This is a genomic window from Rhodococcus sp. BS-15 (assembly GCF_000813105.1).
Lineage (GTDB): Bacteria > Actinomycetota > Actinomycetes > Mycobacteriales > Mycobacteriaceae > Rhodococcoides.
The window spans coordinates 1-19,480 of record NZ_BAOX01000069.1; the positions used below are offsets into that span (position 1 = coordinate 1).

At 64.4% G+C, this 19,480-nt stretch carries 21 protein-coding genes and 3 pseudogenes; 14 read left to right on the plus strand and 10 right to left on the minus strand.

Going from position 1 to position 19,480, the window contains the following annotated elements:
• Window positions 1-6 precede the first annotated feature (6 nt).
• From RHBS_RS10875 to purH, 3 genes and pseudogenes are all read left to right on the plus strand, one after another.
• Window positions 7-843: a DUF6350 family protein gene (locus tag RHBS_RS10875; protein ID WP_272913853.1), complete on the plus strand. Its 837-nt coding sequence runs from the start codon at window positions 7-9 to the stop codon at window positions 841-843.
• Window positions 844-923: 80 nt separating this feature from the next.
• Window positions 924-1,538: a phosphoribosylglycinamide formyltransferase gene (purN, locus tag RHBS_RS10880; RefSeq protein ID WP_128645542.1), complete on the plus strand. Its 615-nt coding sequence runs from the start codon at window positions 924-926 to the stop codon at window positions 1,536-1,538.
• Window positions 1,535-3,090, plus strand: a pseudogene (gene purH / locus RHBS_RS10885) (bifunctional phosphoribosylaminoimidazolecarboxamide formyltransferase/IMP cyclohydrolase). Before purN ends, purH begins: the two are co-directional and overlap by 4 nt.
• Window positions 3,091-3,157: 67 nt before the next feature.
• On the opposite strand, the gene RHBS_RS10890 reads toward purH, so the two are convergent.
• Window positions 3,158-4,021: a DUF559 domain-containing protein gene (locus RHBS_RS10890; protein WP_128645543.1), complete on the minus strand. Its 864-nt coding sequence runs from the start codon at window positions 4,019-4,021 to the stop codon at window positions 3,158-3,160.
• Window positions 4,022-4,247: 226 nt separating this feature from the next.
• On the opposite strand from RHBS_RS10890, the pseudogene RHBS_RS10895 reads away from it, so the two are divergent.
• A pseudogene (locus tag RHBS_RS10895) lies at window positions 4,248-5,632 on the plus strand (ATP-binding protein).
• On the plus strand, window positions 5,632-7,578 hold the full coding sequence (locus tag RHBS_RS10900; RefSeq protein ID WP_128645544.1) for a VWA domain-containing protein: 1,947 nt from the start codon (window positions 5,632-5,634) through the stop codon (window positions 7,576-7,578). The pseudogene RHBS_RS10895 and the gene RHBS_RS10900 overlap by 1 nt, the downstream one beginning before the upstream one ends.
• Window position 7,579: 1 nt before the next feature.
• On the opposite strand, the gene RHBS_RS10905 is transcribed toward RHBS_RS10900, so the two are convergent.
• The 7 genes from RHBS_RS10905 to rpmB form a co-directional block, all read right to left on the minus strand.
• On the minus strand, window positions 7,580-8,152 hold the full coding sequence (locus RHBS_RS10905; protein ID WP_121870668.1) for a DUF1707 domain-containing protein: 573 nt from the start codon (window positions 8,150-8,152) through the stop codon (window positions 7,580-7,582).
• A 25-nt stretch (window positions 8,153-8,177) separates the two neighbouring features.
• Window positions 8,178-8,642 carry a hypothetical protein gene (locus RHBS_RS10910; protein ID WP_128645545.1) on the minus strand — a complete coding sequence of 155 codons (465 nt, stop codon included), beginning with the start codon at window positions 8,640-8,642 and terminating at the stop codon, window positions 8,178-8,180.
• Window positions 8,643-8,688: 46 nt separating this feature from the next.
• Window positions 8,689-9,615 (minus strand): AEC family transporter, encoded by a 927-nt coding sequence (locus tag RHBS_RS10915; RefSeq protein ID WP_128645546.1) that lies wholly within the window; start codon window positions 9,613-9,615, stop codon window positions 8,689-8,691.
• An 85-nt stretch (window positions 9,616-9,700) separates the two neighbouring features.
• On the minus strand, window positions 9,701-9,955 hold the full coding sequence (gene rpsR / locus RHBS_RS10920; protein WP_008719028.1) for a 30S ribosomal protein S18: 255 nt from the start codon (window positions 9,953-9,955) through the stop codon (window positions 9,701-9,703).
• Window positions 9,956-9,971: 16 nt separating this feature from the next.
• The gene (rpsN, locus tag RHBS_RS10925; RefSeq protein WP_121870665.1) at window positions 9,972-10,277 is read right to left on the minus strand and encodes a 30S ribosomal protein S14; all 306 of its coding nucleotides are present in this window, start codon (window positions 10,275-10,277) and stop codon (window positions 9,972-9,974) included.
• 2 nt (window positions 10,278-10,279) lie between these two features.
• Complete coding sequence (gene rpmG, locus RHBS_RS10930; RefSeq protein WP_170944568.1) at window positions 10,280-10,450, minus strand: 50S ribosomal protein L33; 171 nt, start codon at window positions 10,448-10,450, stop codon at window positions 10,280-10,282.
• Window positions 10,447-10,683, minus strand: a complete 237-nt coding sequence (gene rpmB / locus RHBS_RS10935; RefSeq protein ID WP_008719020.1) for a 50S ribosomal protein L28 — start codon at window positions 10,681-10,683, stop codon at window positions 10,447-10,449. Before rpmB ends, rpmG begins: the two co-directional genes overlap by 4 nt.
• A gap of 137 nt (window positions 10,684-10,820) precedes the next feature.
• Here rpmB and mrf point away from each other — a divergent pair, with 137 nt between their 5' ends.
• The 7 genes and pseudogenes from mrf to RHBS_RS10965 all read left to right on the plus strand — a co-directional run bounded on the left by mrf (window position 10,821) and on the right by RHBS_RS10965 (window position 16,944).
• Window positions 10,821-12,053, plus strand: a complete 1,233-nt coding sequence (gene mrf / locus RHBS_RS10940) for a ribosome hibernation factor-recruiting GTPase MRF (RefSeq protein WP_128645552.1) — start codon at window positions 10,821-10,823, stop codon at window positions 12,051-12,053.
• Window positions 12,050-12,310, plus strand: coding sequence for a type B 50S ribosomal protein L31 (locus RHBS_RS10945; RefSeq protein ID WP_128645547.1), 261 nt, complete (start codon window positions 12,050-12,052; stop codon window positions 12,308-12,310). The genes mrf and RHBS_RS10945 overlap by 4 nt, the downstream gene beginning before the upstream one ends.
• A gap of 3 nt (window positions 12,311-12,313) precedes the next feature.
• Window positions 12,314-12,481, plus strand: a complete 168-nt coding sequence (rpmF, locus tag RHBS_RS10950) for a 50S ribosomal protein L32 (protein WP_094680038.1) — start codon at window positions 12,314-12,316, stop codon at window positions 12,479-12,481.
• 25 nt (window positions 12,482-12,506) lie between these two features.
• A complete protein-coding gene (locus RHBS_RS10955) occupies window positions 12,507-13,565 on the plus strand; it encodes a VIT1/CCC1 family protein (RefSeq protein WP_128645548.1) in 1,059 nt (352 codons plus the stop codon).
• A 440-nt stretch (window positions 13,566-14,005) separates the two neighbouring features.
• Window positions 14,006-14,922 (plus strand): annotated as a pseudogene (locus RHBS_RS10960) (RtcB family protein).
• A complete protein-coding gene (locus RHBS_RS31490; RefSeq protein ID WP_272913854.1) occupies window positions 14,829-15,065 on the plus strand; it encodes an RtcB family protein in 237 nt (78 codons plus the stop codon). Before RHBS_RS10960 ends, RHBS_RS31490 begins: the two are co-directional and overlap by 94 nt.
• Before the next feature lie 163 nt (window positions 15,066-15,228).
• Window positions 15,229-16,944, plus strand: coding sequence for a metallophosphoesterase (locus tag RHBS_RS10965; RefSeq protein ID WP_128645549.1), 1,716 nt, complete (start codon window positions 15,229-15,231; stop codon window positions 16,942-16,944).
• Between the two features lie 64 nt (window positions 16,945-17,008).
• Here the strand turns inward: RHBS_RS10965 and corA are convergent, their stop codons facing one another.
• On the minus strand, window positions 17,009-18,025 hold the full coding sequence (corA, locus tag RHBS_RS10970) for a magnesium/cobalt transporter CorA (RefSeq protein WP_128645553.1): 1,017 nt from the start codon (window positions 18,023-18,025) through the stop codon (window positions 17,009-17,011).
• 109 nt (window positions 18,026-18,134) lie between these two features.
• Complete coding sequence (locus RHBS_RS10975) at window positions 18,135-18,506, minus strand: PASTA domain-containing protein (RefSeq protein WP_128645550.1); 372 nt, start codon at window positions 18,504-18,506, stop codon at window positions 18,135-18,137.
• Between the two features lie 31 nt (window positions 18,507-18,537).
• Here RHBS_RS10975 and RHBS_RS10980 point away from each other — a divergent pair, with 31 nt between their 5' ends.
• Together RHBS_RS10980 and RHBS_RS10985 are read left to right on the plus strand one after the other, a co-directional pair.
• Window positions 18,538-19,152: a trimeric intracellular cation channel family protein gene (locus tag RHBS_RS10980; RefSeq protein ID WP_128645551.1), complete on the plus strand. Its 615-nt coding sequence runs from the start codon at window positions 18,538-18,540 to the stop codon at window positions 19,150-19,152.
• A 55-nt stretch (window positions 19,153-19,207) separates the two neighbouring features.
• On the plus strand, window positions 19,208-19,480 hold a 273-nt coding region (locus RHBS_RS10985; protein WP_145977504.1), incomplete at its 3' end, for a response regulator.

Consider the following 19,480-nt stretch of genomic DNA (forward strand, 5'->3'; position numbering starts at 1 on the left):
TAGGCGATCCTTGCCGCGGGCGGCGCGGCCGTCGTACTGCTCGCCCTGCTCGCCTCCTGGGAGACCGCGGGCGCACTGGTCGAGAGCGGACGCGATGTCGTCGGCATGCTCGGGCTGACCGTGCTGTCGGTGCTCTACCTTCCCAACGTCGTCATCGGTGCCCTCGCGGTGGCCACCGGTTCCACTGCCGGGTTCGGTGACGCGTCGGTCAGCCTGTTCTCGACGACGGGAGGGCCGCTCCCGCCGCTGCCGATCCTGGCCGTCCTTCCCGAAGGATCGGCCCAGACGATCTGGGTCGTGATGCTCGTCGTCCCGATCGGCGCCGGATTGTTGCTCGGCCGCGACTGCGCAATCCGCAGCGCCGACATCCAGGTCGCAGTGTCCTCCGTGTGGGTCGTCGCAGCTGCAACCGGTGTGCTCGCCGCGCTGTTCGGCTACGCAGCAGGCGGAAACCTCGGCACCTTCGGCACCGTCGAAGTCACCGTGTGGAGCTTCGGGCTGCTGACATTCGCATGGTTGGCCGTCGCCGGGTCCGCCTCCGCGGCCCTCGTCGTGTGGCGTCGAGCAGTACCCGAGCCGGTCCAGGACGAGCCCGTTCCGGCTCCCGTCGCTGCGGCCGAGTTGGCGATCGAGGCCGCCCCATCCGAGCCCGAGGACGACGAACAGGTCGAACAGGTCGAGGAGGTCGTCGAGGCGGAGGTCGTGGACGAGGCCGTGGACGACGTCCCGGCCGAGATGCCCCCGGCCGAAGAACCGGATGCGACCGTCGAGGCCGCTACCGACGAACCGTTGGACGTCGAGATCGTCGCACCGCCCGGGGATCGGGACGGACCTGCCCGGTAGGGCTCGAGGGCGCAGCGACTAGGCTTTCCGCTGGCTCGAACGATCCGCCTCGATATTTCAGGAGTAGTGCGCTGACTGCCTTGCGTGAGACACCCGCGCGGGTCGTCGTCCTCGCATCGGGGACCGGCTCGCTCCTGCAGTCGCTCATAGCCGCGACTGCCACCGAGAACTATCCCGCCCGCATCGTCGCCGTGGGAGTCGATCGCGACTGCGATGCAGTCCGCCGTGCCGACGATGCCGCGATCCCGCACTTCCGTATTGCCCTGCGAGACTTCGCCGATCGATCGGCCTGGGACCACGCGCTCACCGATGCCGCCTCGAGCTTCGAGCCCGACCTGGTCGTCACCGCCGGTTTCATGAAGATCCTCGGCCCGCAATTCCTCGGGGCCTACACCGGACGCATCGTCAACACCCACCCCGCGCTCCTGCCGTCGTTCCCCGGTGCACATGCCGTGCGGGACGCACTCGACCACGGCGTCAAACTGACCGGTTCGACGGTTCATCTGGTCGATTCCGGCGTCGACACCGGGCCGATCCTGGCGCAGGAAGCCGTACCGGTACTCGACGGCGACGACGAATCCGCGTTGCACGAACGCATCAAGACTGTCGAGCGACGGTTGCTGGTCGACGTGATCGCAGCCGTGGCCGCCAAAGGTGTCACCTCCGATGGACGAAAGGCTCAGATAATCCGATGAGTGAACGTAAAGCAGTGCGCCGCGCGCTGGTCAGCGTCTACGACAAGACCGGACTGATCGAACTGGCGACCGGCTTGCACAGCGCAGGCGTCGCTCTGGTGTCCACCGGATCGACGGCGAGCAAGATCGCCGACGCCGGAATCCCGGTCACCAAGGTCGAGGACCTCACCGGATTTCCCGAGACCCTCGAGGGTCGCGTCAAGACGCTGCATCCTCGCGTGCATGCCGGCGTGCTCGCCGACACCCGTAAGCCCGAACATCTTGCCCAGCTCGAGGACTTGGGCATCGAGGCGTTCGAGCTCGTCGTGGTGAACCTCTACCCGTTCACCGAGACCGTCGCCAGTGGGGCGACGCCGGACGAATGCGTCGAGCAGATCGACATCGGCGGACCGTCGATGGTGCGCGCCGCGGCCAAGAACCATCCGTCGGTGGCCGTCGTCGTCGACCCGGCCCGCTACGAGGACGTGCTCACGGCTGTCTCCGGTGGCGGATTCACCCTCGCCGAGCGCACGTCGCTCGCCGCACAGGCCTTTCAGCACACGGCCGCCTACGACGTCGCGGTGGCCTCGTGGATGAGCAATGTACTGACGCCCGACACCGAGACGGTGTTCCCGGAATGGATCGGCGGAACCTGGGACCGCTCGGCCGTGCTCCGGTACGGCGAGAACCCGCACCAGAAGGCAGCCCTGTACGTCGACTCGTCCGCTGCCGCAGGCATCGCGCAGGCGGAGCAGCTGCACGGTAAAGAGATGTCGTACAACAACTTCACCGATTCCGATGCAGCCTGGCGTGCGGCGTTCGATCACGCCGAACCCACCGTCGCCATCATCAAGCACGCCAATCCGTGTGGCATCGCCGTCGGCAAGGATATCGCCGAGGCACACCGCAAGGCCCACGCCTGCGATCCGGTGAGCGCATACGGCGGCGTCATCGCAGCCAACCGTGAGGTCACCGTCGAGATGGCCGAGCAGGTGGCCGAGATCTTCACCGAGGTCATCATCGCGCGTCCTACGCCGACGGTGCACTCGGAGTGTTGCAGCGCAAGAAGAACATTCGCGTCCTGCTCGCGGTCGCACCGCCCACTTCCGGTGTCGAACTCAAGCCCATCTCCGGCGGCGCACTGCTGCAGCAGCGGGACGTGCTCGACGCGGACGGCGACAACCCCGCCAACTGGACCCTCGCCGCCGGCGAACCTGCCGACGAACAGACCTTGAAGGATCTCGAATTCGCTTGGCGCGCAGGTAGAGCCGTGAAGTCCAACGCGATCCTGCTCGCCCACGACGGTGCGTCGGTAGGCGTCGGAATGGGCCAGGTCAACCGCGTCGACGCCGCCCACCTCGCCGTGCAGCGAGCCGGGGATCGCGTCGTCGGTTCGGTCGCGTCCTCGGATGCGTTCTTCCCGTTCCCGGACGGCTTGCAGGTCCTCATGAGCGCAGGCGTCAAAGCCGTTGTGCAGCCCGGTGGTTCGGTACGCGACAACGAAGTTATCGCCGCGGCACAGGACGCGGGAGTGACCCTGTATCTGACGGGATCGCGGCACTTCGCGCACTGAGCACTCCTGCCGAGCTCGAAGTTATGGATGGATTTCCGGCGAAATCCGTCCATAACTTCGAGCTCGGCTAGACCTTGGCACCGGCAGCACGCAGTTTGTCGCGAACTCGTGCTGCGACTTCCCACGGATCGGTGCGCAATTGCATCGCGCTCACTCGGATCACCGTCCAGCCGAGTGATTCGAGGAGGTGCTGGCGCTCGATGTCCCAGGCCCGTTGCCTCTCGTCCGACCAGTGTTGTTCGCCGTCGTATTCCACCGCGACCTTCCACCGTGCCCAGCCGATGTCGATGCGGGCGAACACCCTCCCGTCCGGACCCACCACCTCGATCTGAGTTTGCGGGCGCGGTAGGCCCGCGTCCAGGAGAGCCAGTCTGGTGCGCGTCTCCTGTGGTGATTCCGCACCTGCGTCGACCACGGCGAGCACGGCCCGCAACTGAACGATGCCGCGGGCACCTCGATGGTTTTCTGCAAGCCGGGCGATGTCGTGAACGCCGACTCCGGTTGCGCGGCACAGCGCATCCAGCCGTGCCACGGCGGTTCCGAACGGTCTGCGTCGGCCGAGGTCGTATGCAGTTCTCGCCGCTGTGGTGACGACCAAGCCGTCGACACTCTCGACTTCTTCAGGCAGCAGCTCGTCGAAACCGATGCGAAGGCCGTCGAACTGCCTGCGATGTTCGGCCCAGAGGAGTTCGGCATCGTGGTCGGCCGAGATCCAGCCCGATCCGTGCACCGCCGCAGCGCTCAGACCTGACACCACTGCTCTTCCCCGGGAATACAACCATGCCGCTCTCGCTTTGGTGGGCGCGTCCAGAACGCTGTTCGGGTCGATGTAGACGTCGCGATAAATACGTCGAAAGTGGCCTCGCAGCTGCCGGCGGGTGACCAACCCGTTTGCCAGTGCCTCGGATCCGACGAACGGTGCGCTGTCCATCCACGCACTGTGGCATCGAACGCGTGAAGAATGGGCAGTGAGCGCTGGCTGTGGATGAACAAAATAGTTGTCCACAGTTATGCCGCTGTGATCGATCTCGGGCTGAGATGTGTATCGGCCGCCGAACTCGAAGTTATGGACGGGATCTGCCCGATTTCCGTCCATAACTTCGAGTTCGGCGGAAGACTCCGTGGCGGCAATCGCCAAACGCTCGTAGCGTGGAGAAGTGACCTCTACCAAACCTGGCATCTCCACTCTCGGCGAACTCAAGGCATCCGGACATCGGCAGCGGTCGATCAAGGAAGAGTTGCGGGAAAATCTTCTGAAGGCATTGCGTGACGGCACCGATCCGTGGCCGGGGATCGTGGGATTCGGCTCGACGGTGTTGCCGCAGTTCGAGCGCGCGATTCTGGCCGGTCACGACGTGGTGCTGCTCGGCGAGCGCGGGCAGGGCAAGACGCGTCTGCTACGCACCCTGAATCTGCTGCTCGACGAGTGGGTGCCGGTGATCGCCGGAGCCGAGCTGGGCGAGCATCCGTACGAGCCGATCACCCCCGCCAGCATCAGGAAAGCGAAGGAACTCGGCGACGACCTGCACGTCGAGTGGCGGCATCGCAGCGAGCGGTACGCCGAGAAGCTCGCGACCCCGGATACCTCGGTGGCGGACCTCGTTGGTGACGTGGACCCGGTCAAGGTGGCGGAGGGCCGCAGCCTCGGCGATCCCGAGACCATCCACTTCGGACTCGTGCCCCGGAGCCACCGCGGCATCGTGGCGATCAACGAGCTCCCCGACCTCGCCGAGCGCATTCAGGTGTCGCTGCTCAACGTGATGGAGGAGCGCGACATCCAGGTCCGCGGCTACACCCTGCGTCTGCCGCTGGACGTGATGCTGGTGGCGAGCGCGAACCCCGAGGACTACACCAATCGCGGACGCATCATCACTCCGCTCAAGGACCGTTTCGGCGCGGAGATCAGGACGCACTACCCCCTCGAACTCGACGCCGAGGTGGCCGTCATCGACCAGGAAGCGGAGCTGCAGGCCACCGTTCCCACCTATCTGCTCGAGGTGCTGGCTCGATTCACCCGTCTGCTGCGCGAGTCGCCGTCGGTCGATCAGCGGTCGGGCGTTTCTGCTCGTTTCGCGATCGCAGCGGCCGAAACCATCGCCGCCGCAGCCGTTCACCGAGCAGCGATACTCGGCGAGGCCGAGCCCGTGGCCCGGCCGTCGACCTCGGCACCATCATCGAGGTGCTCCGCGGCAAGGTCGAATTCGAGTCGGGTGAGGAAGGCCGCGAAATCGAGGTCCTCGAGCACATGTTGCGCCGGGCGACTGCCGATACCGTGCGAGCCCACCTCGGCGGCATCAACCTCGCTGCTCTGGTGACGGCGATCGAGACGGGCGAGCCCATCGTCACCGGCGATCGCATCACCGCCAAAGCGTTGCTCGACGAGCTTCCCGACGTCGAGGTCATCGGCGACATCCACGAACGGCTCAACGCCACCTCGGACGGAGAGAAGGCCGCCGCGGTCGAACTCGCACTCGAAGGTCTCTACCTCGCCCGCCGGATCTCCAAGGACCCCGACGACGACGGTCAGACGGTGTACAGCTGATGCGTCGCTCCAGATACGGGCGGTATCACGACGGGCCGGATCCCCTTGCGCCACCGGTGGATCTGCGCGAGGCGCTCGACGCCATCGGCGAGGACGTGCTCGAGGGTGCGTCGCCGCGTCGGGCGCTGCAGGAGATGCTACGACGCGGGACGAAGAACATGCGCGGGCTCGACGACCTGGCAGCTCGAGCCGCGAAGCGTCGACGAGATCTGTTGAAGAAGAACAATCTCGACGGCACGTTGCAGGAGGTGCGAGAGCTGCTGGACAAGGCGGTACTCGAGGAACGCAAGGCATTGGCACGTGCCCTCGACGACGATGCGCGGTTCCAGGAGATGCAGATCGGTGACCTGTCGCCGTCCACTGCCCAAGCGGTGCAGGAGCTTTCGGACTACGACTGGCGTTCGTCGGAGGCACGCGAGAACTACGAGAAGATCAAGGATCTGCTCGGACGCGAGCTGCTGGATCAGCGTTTCGCGGGCATGAAGCAGGCTCTCGAAGGTGCCACCGACGAGGACCGTCAGGCCATCAGTGAGATGTTGAAGGACCTCAACGAGTTGCTCGACGCCCACAACAAGGGCGAGGACACCGATGAGCAGTTCGAGCAGTTCATGGACAAGCACGGGCAGCACTTCCCGGAGAACCCGTCGAGCGTCGAGGAGCTGTTGGACTCCCTCGCCCAGCGGGCAGCGGCGGCCCAGCGGCTCCGCAATTCGCTGAGTCCCGAGCAGCGGGCAGAGCTCGACGCGTTGGCGCAGCAGGCCTTCGGTGACTCGAATCTGATGAGCCAGCTCGATCAGCTCGATCAGAATCTTCAGCAGGCACGGCCCGGTCAGGACTGGGACGGCTCGCAGAATTTCCGCGGCGAGAACGGGATGGGCCTCGGTGACGGCACGGGTGCGCTCCAGGACATCGCGGATCTCGAGAACCTGGGCAATCAGCTCTCGCAGCAGTACAACGGCGCTGCCCTGGACGACATCGACGCCGACGCGTTGCTGAAGCAACTCGGGCCGGAAGCCGCGGCCGATGCGCGGATGCTCGCCGAGCTCGAAAAGGCGCTGCAGCAACAGGGTTTCATGGACAAGGGTGCCGACGGCCAATGGCGTCTGTCACCGAAGGTCATGCGGCAGCTGGGGCAGTCGGCACTCAAGGATGTCGCGGGAAAGCTGTCCCGACGCGGCGGCGAACGAGACACGCGCAAGGCAGGCGCGATGGGAGAGCCCACCGGAGCGTCACGAGCGTGGGAGTTCGGGGACACCGAGCCGTGGGACGTCACGCGCACGGTCAACAATGCGGTACTGCGCTCGGCGGCAACAGGATCCGGTTTTCCGGTGCAGCTGCAGGTGACCGATGTCGAGATCAGCGAGACCGAGACTCGAACGCAGGCTGCTGTGGCACTGCTGGTCGACACGTCGTTCTCGATGGTGATGGACGGGCGTTGGGTGCCGATGAAGCGCACTGCGCTGGCGCTCAATCACCTGGTCAGCACTCGATTTCGCGGAGACGACCTGCAACTGATCGGATTCGGCAGGCACGCACAGACATTGACGGCATCCGAGCTGGCCGGGCTGGACGGGGCCTACGACCAGGGCACCAATCTGCACCACGCGCTGATGCTGGCAGTGCGGCATCTGCGGCGTCATCCCAATGCGCAACCGGTGGTGCTGATCGTCACCGACGGCGAGCCGACGGCGCACCTGGAACCGGACGGCCATGCGTTCTTCGACTATCCGCCGCACCCCAAGACTCTCGGTCTCACGGTTCGCGAACTCGATACCGTCGCGAAACTCGGTGCGCAGGTGACGATCTTCCGGCTCGGCGACGATCCGGGCCTCGCGCGGGTGGTCGACAAGATGGCCGAGCGCGTGGGCGGACGCGTCATCGCGCCGGATCTCGACGGACTCGGGGCCGCGGTGGTGACCGACTACCTCAAGCGTCGGCGATCCTGAATCACTTGTGGGCGGGTTTGATCTCCACCGACACTCCGCCCCAGAAGGCGAAACCGGTGATGATCACGCGCGGCGCGCCGGGGTGCGTCGCGCTGACGTGATCGAAGCCGCCCATGATGCCCATGCCGCGGACTTCGACGCTCACTCCGGGCGGCACGGTTACTTCGATGCCGCCCATGATGGCCACGCAGTTGATGGTGGTTTCCTCGGCGGTGAACGACGCGCGGCGTAGGTCGAGTTCGATCCCGCCCCAGAATGCGAACGCGTCGATGCGCGCGGCAGGGGTCCATTCGCCTTTTCGCACGGCACCGCTCATGATCGCGATCACGCGGTCGTTCGAGGAGCCACCGGACGGTGCGGCCGCGGGCGGAGGGGACAGCACCAGGTCGCCGGTCAGCAGGTCGAGTTCGCCGTAGGTCTTCGCCTGGTACACCGCAGCGGTGCGTTCGTCGTATTCGCGGACGGTGAGTTGGCCGTTCGCGAAAGCGTCGCTCAGCAACTGTGCAACGAGGTTCCTGTCCGCGTCGGCCGCACGAACCTGACTTCGATCTCGGTCGGGGAGATGATCGCTCACCGCCCGGACACTACCGGTGCCCGGGTCAGGCCGCATTCAGGATGGTGCGGCTCCCGAGCGGTGAAGCAAGCGTCATCTGCATGGTGGCGTAGACGGCAACCATGATGCAGGACTTGTCGGCGGCGTCGGGCCTGGTTCCGGTGCGCAGTTCGATGGTGACGGTGGTGTCGGTCTCGGTCACGGACGCGTCGGCTCCGTAGCACTCGGGAGTGCCGGTGACGAAGTGAACCGCGATGGTGTTGGGGGAGACCTGGCTCCAGGATTCGAACGGAGTGGTGGTGGCGCGGATGAGATCGGGGGTGGGCTCGAACATCGTGCCGACGTCGCCGACGGGCACTTCGTGGGGAACCGGAGGGGCGCTGGGTTGCTGAGCGAGACCGACCGGTGTGGTGGATCCGACCGTCGGCGTCGTCTCGTCGTCGCTGCCGGAGGCGGTGCTGCAGCCGACCAGCAGCAGGCACAACATGACTCCTGCAGCGAGAAACCTCATGTAGCCAAACTAGCGCTGTGAGCTGAGGAGAACCTTTGTGTTCGGCTCATGCGAGGAAGAGTGTCACGAGTGCGATGACGGGGATCGAGACGAGCGTGGTCACGAACGCGGTGTCTCGGGCGAGCACCACCCCGCGCTGGTAGCGGCTGGCGAAGACGAACACGTTCTGGGCGGTGGGCAGTGCCGAGACGACGACGATGGCGAACAGATCGTGCCCCTCCAGACCGAAGACGAACTTGGCCATGAGGTAGCCGAGCAGGGGCTGCAGTGCCATTTTGAACACCGTGGCCAGGGCCACGTCCCGCCGTGGACTCATGCCCTTCTGCAGTACCCGGGCACCGTAGAGGGACAGGCCGAAGGCAAGCAGCGCGCCGGGGACCGATGCATTCCCGACGAGTTCGAACGGCTGCATCAATGCCTCGGGCAGCTCGAATCCGGTGATCGACAGCACCAGTCCCGCTGCGCCGGCCAGCACGATCGGATTCCGGAACGGCGTCGTGACAGTCTCGAGCAGGGAAACCTTGTCGACCTTCGTGGAAATGTCGAGAATCGTCACCGCGATCGGGGTGTAGATCATGATCTGGAACAGCAGCAGCGGAGCCACGAAGTTCGCGTCGCCGAGCACGAACACGGCAATGGGAATGCCCAGGTTCGCGGCATTGACGTACGAACTCGCCAGTGCACCGACGGTCGCGTCGGGCACGGTCCGTTTCAGCGCGAGCTTGGCTATGACGAAATAGATCGCTCCGACGAGCAGTGCAGTGGAACCGGCGACGGCCAATACGGGCGAGAGGATGACCGACAGGTCCGAGTTCGCCAGTGTGACGAACAGCAGCGCAGGCGTCGCGACGAAGAACACGAGTCGGCTCAGAACGAACTGGCCGTGTTCGCCGAGCGCTTTCAGGTGGGCGAGGAGGTATCCCAGTGCGATGACGACGAAGATGACGGTGAAGCCCTCGAGGACGCCGAACATCTACGGACTGCTCATCTCTGGATCGGGAACGACAGAGAGGCCACGTAGCCGATGGCTACGTGGCCTCTCTGAGTGAAAGTCTGGATCAGCGGCTGGTGAACGGCAGCAATGCCATCTCACGAGCGTTCTTCACTGCGACAGCGACCTGGCGCTGCTGCTGCGGGGTGAGCCCGGTGACCCGACGGCTGCGGATCTTGCCGCGGTCCGAGATGAACTGACGAAGGAGGTTGATGTCCTTGTAGTCCACTGTGGTGACCTTGGCGGCGTTCAACGGGTTCTTCTTCGGTCGACGGCCTGCCTCTGCGCGGACCTTCTTCGACGGTGCTCTCTTGACTGCCATCTGAAACCTTTTCCCTTTACCAGCTCGACTTGTGGACGCCTGGCAGCTCCCCACGGTGAGCCATCTCGCGCATTTTCACGCGGGACAGCCCGAATTTCCGTAGATAACCGCGCGGACGTCCATCCGCAGCGTCACGATTGCGTAATCGTACCGGACTCGAATCGCGCGGCAGACGCTGCAGTGCTGCTTGGGCCTGCGCACGCTCGGAGTCGCTGCTCGAGGGCCTGCGGATGGTCTCTTTGAGCTCTGCTCGACGCGATGCCCACCGGGCGACGACGATCTTGCGTTGCTCGTTCTTCGCGATCTTCGACTTCTTCGCCATGGCTATCGCTCCTCTCGAAAGTCCACGTGCTTGCGCACGACCGGGTCGTACTTCTTCATCACCAGTCGGTCGGGATCGTTGCGACGGTTCTTCCTGGTGACGTAGGTGTAGCCGGTGCCGGCGGTCGATTTGAGTTTGACGATCGGCCGAACGTCGGTGCTCTTGCCCATCAGATCTTCTCCCCGCGTGCGCGCAGCTTCGCCACCACGGCGTCGATGCCGTCGCGGTCGATGGTCTTGATGCCCTTGGCCGAGAGGGTGAGGGTGACGCGTCGGCCGAGGCTCGGTGCGTAGTAGGTCTTGCGCTGGATGTTGGGATCCCATCTCCGGCTGGTCCGCACGTGGGAGTGCGAGACCGATTTTCCGAATCCGGGGGTGCGGCCGGTGACTTGGCAGTGCGCTGACATGAGCACTCCTTTCTTGCCGTTATGACAATCGTTTTCGACAAAGCGTGTTCACGAATGTAGCGTGCATCCACAAGTAATGACAATCGTTGTCGAGAAGAAGGGTGCTCGTGAACAACTCACCGGACGATCGAACCCCGATGGTCCTCGTCTCCGGCTGGACCGGAGCCATGGACGCAGTCGTGACATCACTGCTCGCGCCGGGGACCGTCGCGGTCCGCCACGATCTGAGCCGCGTCGCCGAAGGCGTCGTACGTCGCACGCTCTCCGTACTGGGGGAGAATCCGCGCGAGACCATTCTGGAGCTGGCACACGGCTGCGTCTCGTGCACGCTCCGGGAGGATCTGCTGCCGCTGCTGCGCGCACTGTCCGCCCGCAGCAACGTCGATCGCATCGTGCTCGCCATGGACCCCGCGCTCGAGCCCGAGGCGCTGTGCTGGGCCGTGGACAACGTCGTCGTCGCGGGTGTCGTCGGACAGATCGACGGCCCGGCCTCACGTGACGTCCGCATCGAGGCGGTGGTCGATTGCCTGGACGCCGCAACCTGGCTGGCCGACGCCACCGGGGATGACGCCATGGCCGACCGAGGCATCGTCGCCAGTGGCGACGACGATCGAACCGTCGCGCAATTGGTGGTCGGGCAGGTCGACTACGCCGATGCACTCGTCGTCACCGCAGGCCCCGACGTCGACGCGTGGGAACGCGCCCGGCTCGCTGCCGTCCTGGCGCGGTTGGCTCCGAACGCTCCCGTCGTGTGGGTTTCCCGGGACGCAATGGTCGACGCCCCAGCACTTCTCGCGAGTGTCCCTGCCGATGCGCGACGCGGTGCGATCAGCGATGCGCACTCGCCGCTGTTGCGTGGTGAGCCGCCGTTGGCCGTCGACTGTGGAGTCACGCTCGTCGAATTCACTGCAACTCGGCCGTTCCATCCCGAGCGGTTGCACGAGGCCATCGACGTGCTGCTCGACGGCGTCGTCACCGCCCGCGGGCGGGCGTGGGTCGCCACTCAGCCCGACGAGGCGCTGTGGATCGAATCGGCAGGCGGTGGTCTTCGGGTGGCGAGCGCCGGAAAGTGGCTTGTCGCAATGACTCCGGAGCAGCAGGACCGCGTCGATGCCACCCGTCGGGCAATGGCGGCGCTGCGGTGGGACGGGAAGTTCGGAGACCGAGACACCTCACTGGTGATCCTCGTCCACGAGGCCGACCCCACCGAGATCGACCGAACCTTGCAGTGGGCGTTGGTATCCGACGAAGAATTGGCAGACCCCGCGGCCTGGTCCACCTGGCAGGACCCCTTCGGTCAGTGGCACGAAGACCCATGCGAGAGCAGCGAATCCCCCTACGCAGAACAAGCACGAGAGGCAACAGAATGAAACCAGGCATCCACCCCGACTACCACCCGGTCGTGTTCCAGGACTCGAGTACCGGCAACAAGTTCCTCACCAGATCCACCGTCACGTCCGCGCGCGAGACCGAATGGGCCGACGGCAACACCTACCCGCTGATCGTCGTCGACGTCTCGTCCGAATCGCACCCCTTCTGGACCGGAGCCGCCCGCGTGATGGACACCCAGGGACGCGTCGAGAAATTCGAGAAGCGATACGGCCGACGAAGCCGAAAGGACTCCTGAATCATGGCTGTTCCGAAGAGAAAGATGTCGCGCTCGAACACCCGAAGCCGTCGGGCGCAATGGAAAGCCGTTGCTCCTGATCTGGTGACCGTGCGTTTTCAGGGTCGAGAGTTCCGCGTGCCACGCCGACTGGTCAAGGCAGTGCAGTCGGGGGTGTACGACCCGAGCTGACCCGCGACGGTCTATCTTCACTTCCATGGACGATGGACCCAGTGCGCGAGATGTGAAGCGGTGGCGCCAGTACCTCGCCGACGAGCGAGCCGAGGCCGCCGTCTATCGCGATCTGGCAGGCCGACGCATCGGCGAGGAGCGTGAGATTCTGCTCGCACTCGCCGATGCGGAGGGCCGCCACGAGCAGCATTGGCGAAATCTGCTCGGCGATCGCGTCGGGATGCCGCTCAGGGGTGACATTCGCACCCGCATCCTCGGGGTGTTGGCACGTCGCTTCGGCTCGGTATTCGTGCTCGCGCTGGCCCAACGAGCCGAAACCCGTTCGCCGTACGCCACCGACGCCGATGCGACGGAGGCGATGACGGCCGACGAACAGATCCACGCCGAGGTCATCAGAGCACTGGCGGCTCGCGGCCGCAATCGACTGTCCGGAACGTTCCGGGCTGCGGTGTTCGGTGCCAACGACGGCCTGGTGAGCAACCTGGCTCTGGTTCTCGGCATCAGCGGCTCCGGGGTGTCCAACCAGATAGTCCTGATCACCGGCCTTGCGGGCTTGCTCGCCGGCGCGCTGTCGATGGGTGCGGGCGAATACGTCTCTGTGCGTTCGCAACGCGAGCTGCTCGAAGCGTCGTCCCCGGACAGTGGGGCGCGCGATGCCGTCCAACACCTCGACGTTGACGCCAACGAACTGGCGCTGGTCTACCGGGCTCGGGGGATGACCCACGAGGAGGCCGACGCCAAAGCAGCGGAAGTACTGCGAGTACTACCTGCCGACGAGATGGCGCCCGACGTCGACCAGCACGAGTCCATCGGAACTGGCCTCGGTGCGGCCGGGGCCAGCTTCTGCTTCTTCGCATCCGGTGCCGTCATCCCGGTGCTGCCATATCTGTTCGGCCTCGAAGGCTATGTGGCCCTTGCCGTTGCCGCAGTTCTCGTCGGAATCGCCCTGATCTGCACCGGATTGGTGGTGGGACTGCTCAGCGGTGGACCACCGGTCAAACGTGCTCTGCGACAACTTGCTATCGGCTACGGCGCGGCCGGGGCGACATATCTCTTGGGCTTGGCATTCGGTGGGGGAGTGTAGATCCCGACTGATGGGCGAGGTTGCACACTATCGGTCCCCATCGACGGGATCCCGTCCTCACAGCTCACCTCTGTGCATTCGGTCCCATCCCCGACGTTCCCAGAAATTCGCTCGCGTGGACGACGCATCGATCGTTAGGGTTCTCATCATGCGTGCAACCGTTCTGTCTGGTGCCGCTCTCGACACGAGAGCCGGTGTGAGCCTTGTGCTGCGCGCGTATTCACCGGAGCGATGTGCCGCTCTCTGCGGCAAACAAGCTCCGCTCGTGAACCGACCCATCGAATAGCGCCCTCTCACGTGAGGGGGCAGGAAGGAACATCATGCCCCCGAACAAGGTGGGCTTGCGTTTGCTCAATTGGGCTTCACAGCTCGAGGACAAGACTCTCGAGCAGGCCCGTGAAACAGCGTCGATGCCGTTCGTGCATCCGCACGTAGCCCTGATGCCCGACGCTCACAGCGGAATGGGAAGCGCAGTGGGAACTGTGATCCCGACGTTGGGCGCGGTGATACCTGCTGCCGTCGGAGTCGACATCGGTTGCGGAATGATCGGCGTGCGAACTGAATTCACCCTCGACGACGTCGACGGCCGCAATCTGACGGACCTGCGACTCGCCATCGAGGCAAGCATCCCGCTGTCTCCGGGCAACTACAACATCGGCGTCGATCGGTGGGATTTCACCGCACCGAAGCTCCGCGAGCTCGAGGAGTTGGCGGCGAAGGACGGTGTGGAGCTGAACCATTCGCCGCAGTGGCGTGAACAGCTCGGTTCGCTAGGCGGCGGCAATCACTACATCGAACTGTGCCTGGACGAAACCGATCGAGTGTGGCTGTTTCTGCACAGTGGGTCGAGGGGCGTGGGCAACAAGATCGCGAAGAAGCACATCGCGATTGCGCAGCGTCTGTGTGCGCAGTGGTGGATCTCGTTGCCGAACAAGGACTTGGCCTACCTGCCGAGAGCTCCCGTGAATTCGGGCAGTACCTCCGAGAATTGAAGTGGGCGCAGCGGTTCGCATACCTCAATCGGGCCGAGATGATGGACCGGTTCAGTGCGGTGTTCGCCGAGTGGATGGGAACCGACGACCATCGCGAGGTCGAGCGGATCAATTGCCATCACAACTACACGGTGAAGGAAACGCATGCTCAGAAGGATGTGTGGCTCACGCGTAAGGGCGCAGTAGACGCACACGACGGTGTCAAAGCGATCATTCCCGGGTCGATGGGAACTCGTTCGTACGTGGTCGTCGGTAAGGCTCGCGGGCCGGGCTGTGCTCGGCTCCTCACGGTGCCGGTCGGCAGTTCTCGAGGACCGAGGCCAGGAAGCGGTTCACCCACGAGAACCTGCGTGAGCGGATGGTAGGGATCGAATTTCGCGACAGCGCCGACTTCATCGACGAGATTCCCGACGCCTACAAGCCGATCGATGTGGTGATGGAGGACGCCCGCGACCTGGTGAGCATCGAGCACGAACTGCGGCAGATCCTCAACGTCAAGGGGACCTGAATCGACCTCCCGTCGTGCGTGGGAATTCGTAGTGGGTTACGAAGTTCCATGCACGACGGGATTGTCCGCGTTCGTCCCGTTGTGCATCGGTGTTCTCGTGTTGTTCACCCAACAACTTCGCTTGGTTAACGGATAGAGAGAGCGTCGCCGTCACCATCGAGGCATGACGCTCAATCCCGCAGGCGAGACCGTCGCGACCGGCATCCCGGGCACGCTCGCCGAGAACATGACCATGGCCGAACAGCATGATTGGCATCGGTCGTTCCTGCGGCGGCACCCCGTCAGTCGTCGGAACTTCCTGGTGGGAGCCGCTGCAACGGCCGCCGCGGTAGGCGTCGGGAACTCGGTGTTCGCGCGTACCGCCTATGCGCAGGACGCCCCGCTGGCCGTGGCCGGACGGCACATGGGCTTCGGAAACGACCCGGCGACACAGCTGCGCTTCTCGGCGCAGCTCTCCCGCAATCCCGGGCTCACCGGTGTCTTCCTCGATCACGGCCCCACACCCGCACTCGGCGCTACGACGTCGGCCGAGGTGCGCAACCTGATCAGTCAGGTGCCACAGACCGACGGTGGAATTCTGTCGGCGGAGCAGTACTACGTGCACGTACCCGTCGACAATCTGACGCCGAAGTTGCCGCACTACTACCGCTGGCGCACCGCCGACGGCTTCGTGAGCGATATCCGCAGCGCGTCTCCGGCCTTGCCGTCGGGCCGCATCGCACCGTTTCGGTTCACGATGATGGGCGACCAGGGTGTCGACGAAACCCCTTCGCAACCACCAGGTTTGGTCGCCGGTGATTACGACGACCAGTACTACAAGGCCGACAACGAGCCGTCGGTCAAGCACGCGCGCAACATCAATCGGCAGATCGAGGCCTCGCACCCGGACTTCCACATCCTCGCCGGCGATATCGCGTACGCGGACCCGTCCGGTGCCGGTCTGCCGCCACAGTTCGCGAAGCACGGCCAGACGCCGCCGAAGGGGTTCGACAAGTTCAACCCGTTCGTCTGGGACGGCTATTTCCAGGCGATCGAAGCCAGTGCGTCGACCGCGCCGTGGTTGTTCGCCACCGGCAACCACGACATGGAAGCGCTGTACAGCCCCAACGGATACGGCGGCCACGCGGCGCGTTTGGATCAGCCGACCAACGGACCCAAGGGGTGCCCGTCGGCGTACTCGTTCGTCTACGGCAACACCGCGGTGCTCTCGCTCGACGCGAACGACGTGAGCTACGAGATCAAGGCCAACACCGGTACAGCGGAGGAGCCAGAACACCTGGTGGAACAGACATTGGCGAAGTACCGCGCCGATCCGAACATCGACTTCATCGTCTGCTTCTTCCATCACTGCGCGTATTCGACCACGTCGACGCATGCGAGCGACGGCGGCGTGCGCGACGCCTGGGTTGCGCTGTTCGACAAGTTCGAGGTGGATGTGGTGCTCCAGGCTCACAATCACGTCTTCGAGCGCACCGATCCCATTCGTGGCAACCGTGCGACTCGGGTCGCCGGTGACAACGCCACGGTCAACGGAAAGACCGACGGCACCGTCTATTACACCGTCGGCGGTGGTGGTCGTCCCCGATACACGTTCCAGGACGGCGAGGGCGTCAGCTACCGAGGCAACGAGTTGCCCGACACGGCAGTTCCGAACAGCTACGTGTGGGCACCGGACGGCACCAAGTCGGCTGAGTCCATCACCTGGTCTCGGGTGCGATTCCTCAACTACTCGTTCGTCAGAGTCGATGTGGTGCCGGGTATTCCGGGCATCACCGCCAGCAGGATGACGATCGGTGCCATCGACGAATACGGCAACGAGTTCGACCGTCTGACATTCGAGCGGGACATCCCGGTGGGTCCGGTGTTCGGCTCGTCCTAGGTACCCATGTGAGCGGAACTTCGACCCCTACTACGAGGTTCCGCTCACATGCGGCGAAGCCGCTCTACAACCACTTCTGGCGCTTGAACACCACGAACAGTGCAGTCGAGCAGATCACCATGGCGATCAGTGCCATCGGATAGCCGAGTTGCCACGTCAATTCCGGCATGTCCTCGAAGTTCATGCCGTAGATGGCGGCGATCAGGGAGGGCGCGAAAAGAATTGCGCCCCAGGACGAGATGCGTTTGACCTGTTCGTTCTGCTCCAGGCTGGCCACGGTCATGTTGCGCATCTCCTCGTTCTGCTGCTGCGCAACGATGGTCGAGTGCACGGTCAACGCATTCTGCAGGTTGGAGCGGAAGGACTCGATGCGGTCGGAGACGCGGATCGCGTGATCGTGCACGTCGCGCAGGTATCGCTGTAGTTCCACGTCGACGTTGTACTTGTCCGAACCTCGCTTGAGTGATTCGATCATCTCGACGAGTGGCTTTGCGGCACGGTCGAATTCGGACACCTCACGGAGCAGTGAGTAGATGCGACGCGATACCGACGGGTCGCCGGTGAACAGCTGATCCTCGATCTCGTCGATGTCGTTCTGCAGTCCGGTCACCACCGGGACGTACTCGTCGACCACTTGATCGAGGATGCCGTAGAGAATGGCCTCGGGACCGAGTTCGATCAGTTCGGGAGATCCTTCGAGCCGCTTGCGCACCATTGCCAGATCGGGGGATTCGGCATGGCGGATGGTGACGACGAAATCCGGTCCGAGGAATATGTGCAATTCGCCGAATTCGACCTTTTCGGTCTCGTCGACGTATCGAGCGGGCCGCAGAACGACGAACAGCTGCTCCGCGTACCGTTCCAGCTTCGGCCGCTGGTGGGCTGCAATGGCATCCTCGACGGCGAGGCGGTGCAGACCGAACTCGTCTGCCACAGCCATGATTTCGGCGACCTCCGGGCGGTACAGCCCGATCCACGCCATTCCGTGCCGTTCGCGCATCAACTCGAAAGTGATGTCGAGGCTCTCGGGATTGGCAGTACGTTTCCCGTCGACGTAGACGGCATTGTCGATGATCGGCACGTATTCGTTCACCTCGGCTCTGCGAAATTCTGCTGCGCACCGAGACTATCGCCTGTGGCAACAACGCCGACAGTCCAGCCGCCGTCGACGACTGGACCGTGCGTCCGGGCTAGTGAACAGTTCCGTTGATCACGAGAATTGCGGCGTTCTTGTCGACTTCGACCCCCTTCTGGTAGTTGGTTCCGATTGCTGTTCCGTCGGTGTCGGATCCCTTGATGTTGACGGTCGTGAATCCCAGATCCTCGAGGGTCTGTTCGGCTGCGGTCGCTGTCATGTCGTAGACGTCCGGGATCTCGAGCAGGTTGTTGGAGGTCGACGCGTTGGCGACGGCTCCACCGCCCAAGGTGAGTGCTGCGGCAGCTGCGACGGCTGCGATCGACTTCTTGAATCCACTGCGCATGATGTGCTCCTCGTTGTTGTGATCGGTGATGTCTCGAAGCTGCTCGCCGAAGCTGTGGTGGACCTCGGATGTTGCTGTCAAGTCCCTGTCAGCGCCGTGACATGCTGGTCCGATGCTTCTCGACGTGCTCGGACTGATCGGTATCGCGGCCTTCGCGGCCTCGGGTGCATTGATCGGAGTGCATCGCCGGTTGGATCTGTTCGGGGTCTGTGTCGTCGGAATCACGACGGGCATCGGCGGCGGAATCATCCGCGATCTGCTGCTCGGCATCCACCCACCGACGTCCCTGGACACGTGGCCGAACCTCACCGTCGGCTTCGTCGCCTCGCTGGTCGTGTTCGTTGCGCATCGACAGATGGGCAAGGTCCGACGCGGAGTCCTGGTGCTCGACGCCTTCGGGATGGGGCTGTTCGCATCGACCGGTGCGACGATCGCCTTGGCTGCCGGCGGTAGCGCGTTGGCGGGAGCTCTCATCGGTACCACGACGGCGGTGGCAGGCGGCGTGATCCGAGACGTGCTGGTCAACGAAGTTCCCCTGCTACTTCATCGGGATCTGTACGCCCTGCCGGCCCTGCTCGGTGCGACGGTCGTCGTGTTCGCCGATGTTCTGGCTCTCCCGGAAAACGTCGGTCTGATCGTGGGAACACTGCTTGCGACGGGGTTGCGTCTGCTCGCGCTGTGGCGAAAGTGGAACCTCCCGCTGGCGAAGCACCTACCTACGCTCTAGTCGCTATCGGCACCCCTCTCAGACATATCTCAGTCGACCAGGACAAACTGTATGAATGCGGATATTGGTGGTCGACGACGATCGAGCAGTGCGTGAGTCGCTGCGCAGGTCGCTGACGTTCAACGGGTACACCGTGGACCTGGCGGTCGACGGTCTCGACGCGCTCGAGCAGGTTGCGGCGGCGCGTCCCGACGCGCTGGTGCTCGACGTGATGATGCCTCGCCTCGACGGCCTCGAGGTGTGTCGTCGATTGCGCAGCGTCGGCGACGACCTGCCTATCCTCGTATTGACGGCACGCGACTCGGTGTCCGAGCGCGTCGCCGGCCTC